At 71.6% G+C, this 7,692-nt stretch carries 8 protein-coding genes and 1 pseudogene; 8 read left to right on the forward strand and 1 reads right to left on the reverse strand.

What is annotated here, in order from left to right; translation table 11 throughout:
- The first annotated feature begins 118 nt into the window (after positions 1-118).
- The 8 genes from UW392_RS66810 (at position 119) to UW392_RS66845 (ending at position 7,376) form a co-directional block, all read left to right on the forward strand.
- The gene (locus UW392_RS66810; RefSeq protein WP_320785235.1) at positions 119-943 is read left to right on the forward strand and encodes a polysaccharide lyase family 7 protein; all 825 of its coding nucleotides are present in this window, start codon (positions 119-121) and stop codon (positions 941-943) included.
- Positions 944-1,079: 136 nt separating this feature from the next.
- Positions 1,080-1,844: a HipA family kinase gene (locus UW392_RS66815; protein WP_320785236.1), complete on the forward strand. Its 765-nt coding sequence runs from the start codon at positions 1,080-1,082 to the stop codon at positions 1,842-1,844.
- 47 nt (positions 1,845-1,891) lie between these two features.
- On the forward strand, positions 1,892-2,320 hold the full coding sequence (locus tag UW392_RS66820) for a DUF3037 domain-containing protein (protein WP_320785237.1): 429 nt from the start codon (positions 1,892-1,894) through the stop codon (positions 2,318-2,320).
- Positions 2,321-2,495: 175 nt separating this feature from the next.
- Positions 2,496-3,257 carry a 3-oxoacyl-ACP reductase FabG gene (gene fabG / locus UW392_RS66825; protein WP_320785231.1) on the forward strand — a complete coding sequence of 254 codons (762 nt, stop codon included), beginning with the start codon at positions 2,496-2,498 and terminating at the stop codon, positions 3,255-3,257.
- An 11-nt stretch (positions 3,258-3,268) separates the two neighbouring features.
- Entirely contained in the window at positions 3,269-4,036 is a 768-nt protein-coding gene (locus tag UW392_RS66830; protein WP_320785232.1) for an SDR family oxidoreductase, read from the forward strand.
- Between the two features lie 219 nt (positions 4,037-4,255).
- A complete protein-coding gene (locus UW392_RS66835; protein WP_320785233.1) occupies positions 4,256-5,839 on the forward strand; it encodes an ABC transporter substrate-binding protein in 1,584 nt (527 codons plus the stop codon).
- An 85-nt stretch (positions 5,840-5,924) separates the two neighbouring features.
- On the forward strand, positions 5,925-6,608 hold the full coding sequence (ung, locus tag UW392_RS66840; RefSeq protein WP_320785234.1) for a uracil-DNA glycosylase: 684 nt from the start codon (positions 5,925-5,927) through the stop codon (positions 6,606-6,608).
- A gap of 174 nt (positions 6,609-6,782) precedes the next feature.
- Positions 6,783-7,376 carry a hypothetical protein gene (locus UW392_RS66845; protein ID WP_320785238.1) on the forward strand — a complete coding sequence of 198 codons (594 nt, stop codon included), beginning with the start codon at positions 6,783-6,785 and terminating at the stop codon, positions 7,374-7,376.
- 100 nt (positions 7,377-7,476) lie between these two features.
- Here UW392_RS66845 and UW392_RS66850 read toward each other — a convergent pair.
- Positions 7,477-7,692 (reverse strand): annotated as a pseudogene (locus tag UW392_RS66850) (hypothetical protein); the annotation flags it as partial.

Raw genomic sequence — 7,692 nt, forward strand, 5'->3', positions numbered from 1 at the left:
GCAACTCGCCTACTGGGCCCTCGGCCGCGACCAGACCTGCCCCCAGACCGGCCAACTCTCCGAAACCTGCAGCGGCACCGAACAACAACCCCACCAGTTCCTCACCACCTTCAACAAGATCACCACCACCGCCCCCGGCACCCGCCTCGTCACCGAACCGGTCACGGGCCTCGCGACCGGCGGCAGCGCCACCCCGTCGCCCTCCACGGGCGCGACCAGGGACCCGGAGGACGAGGAGGGCACCGGCACGGGTGCCGCGAAGGCCGCGGCCGGCAGCGGTGGCCGCAGCGGTATCGACCTGTCGATCTGGCAGCTCCAGGAACCGGTCGGCTCCTCCGGATCACCGACCACGATCAGCCCCTCCCAGCTCGCGGGCGGCTACGAGGACGACTACCTCTACACCGACACCGACGGCGCCCTGACCTTCTGGTCACCGGAGGCGGGTGTCACCACGCCCAACTCCAAGTACCCGCGCTCGGAACTGCGCGAGATGGACCCGGGCGGCTCCAGCGCCAACTGGTCCCTGGACGGCACCCACCGCATGAGCGCCACCCTGCGCGTGGTGTCCGTGACGTCCAACGTGTGCGTCGGCCAGATCCACCTCGGCGAGGGCGGCGGCTCCACCAAGCCACTGCTTGAGCTGTACTACCGCTCCAACGGCGACATCGTCCTCGGCACCGAGAACTCGCCCGCCGGCGGCCAGACCCTGCACGACGTCGGCAACGTCCCGGTCGGCGAGAAGTGGAGCTACACCATCGGTGTCTCCGGCGGCGACACCATCGACCTGACGGTCAACGGCGAGACCACCCACTACCCGATCGCCGACTCCTTCAAGTCCTACCAGCAGTACTTCAAGGCGGGCGCCTACAACCAGTCGGCGTCCGACAGCACCACCAAGGGCGCCAGGGTGGCCTTCTACTCCCTGGACGTGACCCACGGCTGAACCCCGGCCCACCGTGACGGACCAGCGCCCACCGGCGGGACCGGCCCACCGAGCCGGTCCCGCCCGGCCGATCACCCTCGGTTACTATGCACTCTCCATGCCGGAAGCCGAGATCAAGGGGCGGTCGACCCAGAACATGCTCAACGATGTCACCGCCACCCGCTTCATCACCCCCTTGCGCGAGGGCGGCTCCCTGCCGGGGCTCGTCGAGGCCGACGACCTCAACCCCTACGTCCTGAAGTTCACCGGCGCCGGCCAGGGCCGCAAGACCCTCGTGGCCGAGGTCGTCTGCGGGGAGCTGGCGCGGCGGCTCGGGTTCCGGATGCCGCGGCTGGTGACGGTCGGGCTCGACCCGGTCCTGGGCCTCGGCGAACCCGACCCGCAGGTGCAGGAGCTGCTCCGGTCCAGCGGCGGCACCAACCTCGGCATGGAGTTCCTCTCCGGCGCCCTCGGTTTCGACCCGCTCGCCTTCACGGTCACCCCGGAGGAAGCCGGGCGGATCGTCTGGTTCGACGCACTGGTCAACAACGTCGACCGGTCCTGGCGCAACCCCAACCTGCTCCGCCTGCGCGGCGAGACCTGGCTCATCGACCACGGCGCCACCATGATCTGGCACCACAACTGGCCCGGCGCCGAAGCCTCCGCCGCCCGCCCCTACGACGCCGCCGACCACGCGCTGGCCTCCTTCGCGCCGGACGTCCACGCCGCCGCCGCGGAGCTCGCGCCGCGGGTCACCGAGGATCTCCTCGCCGAGGTCACCGCCGAGATCCCGGACGTCTGGCTGGCCGACGAACCCGGCTTCGGCACATCCGACGACCTCAGGCGGGCCTACGCGCGGCCTCTGCTCGCGCGGGCGGCGGTCGTCCACGAGCGGATCACCGGCATCGAGGGGGAGAAGTGAGCGAGCGGCACACCGGCGCACGGCACACCAGCGAGCGGCACGTCCACATGGCCGGTTCCGTCGTCGAGCGGCACATCATCCGCGGCGGCGAGGCCAACGAACGGGACGTCTACGAGTACGTCCTCCTGCGCGCCGTCCCCCGCGTCGAGCGCGGCGAGTGCGTCAACGCCGGCGTCCTCCTGTACTGCCGCGCCAAGGCGTTCGTCGCCGCGCGCACCCACCTGGACGAGGCCCGGCTGCTGGCCCTCGACCCCCGTGCGGACGTCGACGGCGTACGCGCCGCGCTCGGTGCCGTGGAGCGCGTGTGCGCGGGCGGCCCGGGTGCCGGACCGGCCGCCGCGGACGACCCCGGCCGCCGCTTCCGCTGGCTGATCGCCCCGCGCTCCACCGTCGTCCAGCCCGGCCCCGTCCACACCGGCCTCACGACGGACCCCGCCGCCGAGGCCGAGCGGCTGCTCGATCTGCTGGTCCGCTGACCATACGTATCCGGGTGCCCCCGCAGAGGTAATGGATCACACCCGCACGATGTCCCGTTGACACCGCGTGCCGCTGCTTCTAGCGTCACGTCTGCCGAAGGTACTAAGCGGTCGCTCACCGATTGCGGGGCGGGCGGGCCGCGCCAGCCGCATCCCCAGGACGAGGAGAAGCAGCATGTCCACCACTGAGCAGCGGGTCGCCGTCGTGACCGGCGCCGCACGCGGTATCGGTGCCGCCACCGCCGTACGACTGGCCGCCGAGGGCCGCGCCGTGGCCGTGATCGACCTCGACGAGGCCGCCTGCAAGGACACCGTGGAGAAGATCACCGCGGCGGGCGGCAAGGCCCTCGCGGTCGGCTGCGACGTCTCCGACGAGGCGCAGGTCGAGGCGGCCGTCACCCGGATCGCCGAGGAGCTGGGCGCCCCGACGATCCTCGTCAACAACGCGGGCGTGCTCCGCGACAACCTGCTGTTCAAGATGAGCGTCTCCGACTGGGACACCGTCATGAACGTGCACCTGCGCGGCGCCTTCCTGATGTCCCGGGCCTGCCAGAAGTACATGGTCGACGCCAAGTTCGGCCGCGTCGTCAACCTGTCCTCCTCCTCCGCCCTCGGCAACCGCGGCCAGGTCAACTACTCCGCCGCCAAGGCCGGTATGCAGGGCTTCACCAAGACCCTCGCCAAGGAACTCGGCAAGTTCGGCGTCACCGCCAACGCCGTCGCCCCCGGCTTCATCGCCACCGACATGACCGCCGCGACCGCCGAGCGCGTCGGCATGGGCTTCGAGGACTTCAAGGCCGCCGCCGCTACCCAGATCCCGGTGCAGCGCGTCGGCGAGGCCGACGACATCGCCAACGCCGTCGCCTTCTTCACCGGCGAGGCGGCCGGGTTCGTCTCCGGCCAGGTGCTGTACGTCGCCGGCGGACCGCTCGACTAGGGAGTACGCGCATGACCACCCAGGAACTCCCCGAGCCCTCCGGCGAGGTCGCCCTCGTCACGGGCGCCAGCCGCGGCATCGGCTACGGCATCGCCGAGGCGTTCGTCGCCCGCGGCGACCGTGTCTGCATCACCGGCCGCAACGAGGAAGCGCTGAAGGAAGCCGTCGAGAGGCTCGGCGCCGACCGGGTCATCGGCGTCGCCGGCAAGGCGCACGACGAGGCCCACCAGGCCGCCGTCGTCGACCGCGTGATGGAGACCTTCGGCCGCGTCGACCACCTGGTCAACAACGCCGGCACCAACCCGGTCTTCGGCCCCATCGCCGACCTCGACCTGAACGTCGCGCGCAAGGTCTTCGAGACCAACGTGATCTCGGCGCTCGGCCTCGCCCAGCGCACCTGGCACGCCTGGCAGAAGGAGAACGGCGGGTCGATCGTCAACATCGCCTCCATCGCGGGCATCGCGCCCTCGCCCTTCATCGCCGCCTACGGCGTCAGCAAGGCCGCGCTGATCAACCTGACCGAGCAGCTCGCGCACGAGTTCGCGCCCGGGGTGCGGGTCAACGCGATCGCCCCGGCGGTGGTGAAGACCAAGTTCGCCGTCGCCCTGTACGAGGGCCGCGAGGAGGAGGCCGCCGCGGCGTACCCGCTGGGCCGGCTCGGTGTCCCCTCCGACATCGGCGGCGCCGCCGCGTTCCTCACCTCGAAGCAGGCCGCCTGGGTCACCGGGCAGACCCTGGTGCTCGACGGCGGCCTCTTCCTCAACGCCGGCGTCGGCTGACCGGCCCCGCGCGCGCCTCCCGGCTCCGGGCACCCTCCCCGCGGACGGTGCCCGGAGCCCTACCTTCCGTAGACCGCCGTCCACTGTCCGGGGACATGACAACGTAGTCATCGCCGGATGATCAAAACCCCTGTTCAGAAGGGGCCTCAGTGGGACGGACGCTGCGGTATGGTCTGCCGAGTTTCGGCACGGCAGACCGGGGGATCGAGGAGCGTGCGCGTGTTCAACCGGAACGGACGCCTGCGGTGCGTGGCCGCCGCGGCATCATTGTCGACACTCGCCGCCGGGTGCGGCATCCTCTCGCCCGACGACGCGGAGGAGAACGAGCCGATCGTCGTCGGCACCACCAGCGCCCCGAGCACCCTGGACCCCGCGGCGTCCTGGGACAGCTCCTGGGAACTGTTCCGCAACGTCTACCAGACGCTGCTCAGCTACCCCAACGGTGCGACCGAGCCCCGGCCCGACGCGGCCAAGAGCTGCGCGTTCACCGACAGTTCGAACCAGACGTACCGCTGTGAACTCCGTACCGGACTCACCTTCTCCGACGGTGACGCGCTGGACGCCGGTGCCGTCAAGTACTCGATCGACCGCATCAAGGCCATCGACGTCAACGGCGGCCCCGCCGGACTCCTCGGCAGCCTTGAGCGGGTCGAGACGCCGAGCGAGCGCGAGGTCGTCTTCCGCCTGAACAAGCCGGACGCCACCTTCCCGTTCGTCCTCGCCACCCCCGCGCTCTCCCTCGTCGACCCCGACACCTACCCGGCGAAGGCGGTACGCCAGGACGGCGGCGTCCTCGGCTCGGGGCCGTACGTCCTGAAGTCCTACGACGACGGCAGGCGTGCCGAACTCGTCCGCAACGACCACTACAAGGGCTTCGCGGAACGCCGCAACGACAAGGTCACCATCGAGTACTTCGAGAACTCGCAGGCCATGGTGAAGGCGCTGCGCGCCGGCCGCATCCAGGTGACGTTCCGCGGCCTCGCCGCCGACGACGTCGTCACGCTCCAGGGCGGCGCCGCCGAGGAGGACCTCCAACTCGTCGAGGGCACCGGCGCCGACATCAGCTACCTCGTCTTCGACCCGGACGACCCCTGGACGGGCCGCAAGGCCGTACGGCGTGCCGTCGCCCAGATACTCGACCGGCCGGCCATCGCCCACGACGTCTACCGCGACACCGTCGACCCGCTCTACTCGATGGTGCCGCAGGGCGTCACCGGCCACACCACCGGCTTCTTCGACCAGTTCGGCGACCCCAGCGTCGAGAAGGCCCGCACCCTCCTGACCCGGGCGGGCATCGACGAACCCGTCCCGCTCACCTTCTGGTACACCACCGACCGCTACGGCTCCGAGACCGCCCTGGAGTTCAAGGAGATCGAGCGCCAGCTGGAGGCGTCGGGACTCTTCGAGGTCACCCTCAGGAGCCGGCCCTGGAAGACGTACGTGGCCGGCTACCAGAAGGGCGAGTACCAGGTCTTCGGCCGAGGCTGGTTCCCCGACTTCCCCGACGCCGAGAACTTCATCGCCCCCTTCGTCGGCGAGCAGAACGCCCTCGGTACGCCTTACCGTGCCCCGAAGATCACCGACGACCTGCTGCCGCGCTCCCGGCGCGAGAGCGACCGCGCGGAGGTGGTGGAGGAGTTCGAGGAGGCCCAGCGGGTCCTGGTGGACGACGCGCGGCTGGTCCCGCTGTGGCAGGGCCGGCAGTACGTGGCGGCCAGCGAGGACATCTCCGGCGCGGAACGGGCCCTCGACCCGTCGACGATCATGATGATGTGGGAACTGCACCGCAAGACGAGCTGGTAGCTCCCGGGCTCCGGGGCCGGTTGTCAGTGGCCGCCTGTAGGTTTTCCGTACCGGTTAAGCCACCGCACACCGTAAGGAAGTTGACGTGACCGACATCTCCATGCTGCCCGAGTCCTGGCGCGAGGTGCTGGGCGGCGAGCTGCAGCAGCCCTACTTCAAGGAGCTGACGGAGTTCGTGGAGGAGGAGCGGGCGAACGGTCCCGTCTACCCGCCGCGCGAGGAGGTCTTCGCCGCGCTCGACGCCACACCGTACGACCAGGTGAAGGTCCTGGTCCTCGGGCAGGACCCGTACCACGGCGAGGGCCAGGGCCACGGCCTGTGCTTCTCGGTCCGGCCCGGGGTGAAGATCCCGCCGTCCCTGCGCAACATCTACAAGGAGATGCACGCGGAGCTGGGCACCCCGATCCCGGACAACGGCTATCTGATGCCGTGGGCACAGCAGGGCGTCCTGCTGCTCAACGCGGTCCTGACCGTCCGGGCGGGGGAGGCCAACTCGCACAAGGCGCGGGGCTGGGAGCTGTTCACCGACGCGGTGATCCGCGCGGTGGCCCGGCGTCCCGACCCGGCGGTGTTCGTGCTGTGGGGCAACTACGCGCAGAAGAAGCTGAAGCTGATCGACGAGGAGCGGCACGCCGTGGTCAAGGGCGCGCACCCCTCGCCGCTGTCGGCGAGGAAGTTCTTCGGCTCCCGTCCGTTCACGCAGATCGACGAGGCGGTCGCGGCGCAGGGGCACGAGCCGATCGACTGGACGATCCCGAACCTGGGCTGACCGACCCGGGCTGACCGACCTCGGCACCGGGCCGCGTCTGCGGTGCGATCGGGGGAACAGGGCCTAACGTCATCCGGGCAGGTGCTGACAGGTACTGGCTGGTACTGACAGACGCGGACAGGTCCGGGCGGAGTGTCGTCCGGACCCGGCCGGACGGACGGCGCGGAGGACACGGTGGCCCAGGGGCAGGAGCGGACGGCGCCGGACGCCGTGCCGACGCGGATCGGGCAGGTCGTCATGTTGCACCACGCGGGCGACCGCGAGGAGGCCCGCCACCGCTACCTCGGCCTGTGGGCGGAGATCGGCGAGAGCGGCGATCCGCTGCACCGCTGCACCCTCGCCCACTACCTGGCCGACACCCAGGACGACCCGGCGGACGAACTCGCCTGGGACCTGCGGGCGCTGGCCGCGGCGGAGGAGCTGACGGCGGGCCCTCGGACTGCCCGGCCGGCGGACCGCGATCCCGCGCTCGCCGACGTCACGCCCGCCGACGCCACGCCCGCTGACATCCCGCCCGTCGATGCCGTACTCGCCGCGCGCTCCCTCCGTCCCTCCCTCCACCTCGACCTGGCCGCCGACTACGACCGTCTCGGCCGCGCCGAGGCCGCCCGGCTGCATCTGCGGCGGGCCCGCCGTGCCGCCGAGGCCCTGGTGGACGACCGCCACGCCGCCGACATCCGGGCGGCGATCGACCGGCTGGAACAGCGGATGGACGACGGGGGCCCGGCCCAGGACGGCCCCTGGGACCCACCCCGGCAGCGGCCCTGACGCGTAGGGAAGCGAGGTGAAGGGGAGGGGAAGCGGCCGCTGAAACGGACAGGGGAGCGAGAGGAGGAGCCGAGGGGGGAAGCGGAGAGGGGGGCGGCGGTCAGCCGTAGGCCTGGTCGCAGATGGTCGACTCCGGGCTGCCCGGCCGCCAGCCGCCGTACTTCCGGCCGAGCCCGCACACGTCGGCGTCGCCGCCGCTCCCGCCGCCCGCCCGCTCCGGCAGTGGGGCGGGCACGGCGTTCCTCGGCGGCGCGGGGGCCGCCCGCCGCGACGGTGCCGACCGGGGCGGCTGCGGCGCGGGCCGGGCCGGCCGCGG

Source organism: Streptomyces sp. CRN 30 (assembly GCF_034105845.1).

Excerpts from the sequence above, each read along its gene's own strand:
- fabG (WP_320785231.1), top strand. The coding sequence starts at position 2,496 with ATGTCCACCACTGAGCAGCGGGTCGCCGTCGTGACCGGCGCCGCACGC.
- UW392_RS66820 (WP_320785237.1), top strand. The coding sequence starts at position 1,892 with ATGGCCGGTTCCGTCGTCGAGCGGCACATCATCCGCGGCGGCGAGGCC.
- UW392_RS66830 (WP_320785232.1), top strand. The coding sequence starts at position 3,269 with ATGACCACCCAGGAACTCCCCGAGCCCTCCGGCGAGGTCGCCCTCGTC.
- UW392_RS66815 (WP_320785236.1), top strand. The coding sequence starts at position 1,080 with ATGCTCAACGATGTCACCGCCACCCGCTTCATCACCCCCTTGCGCGAG.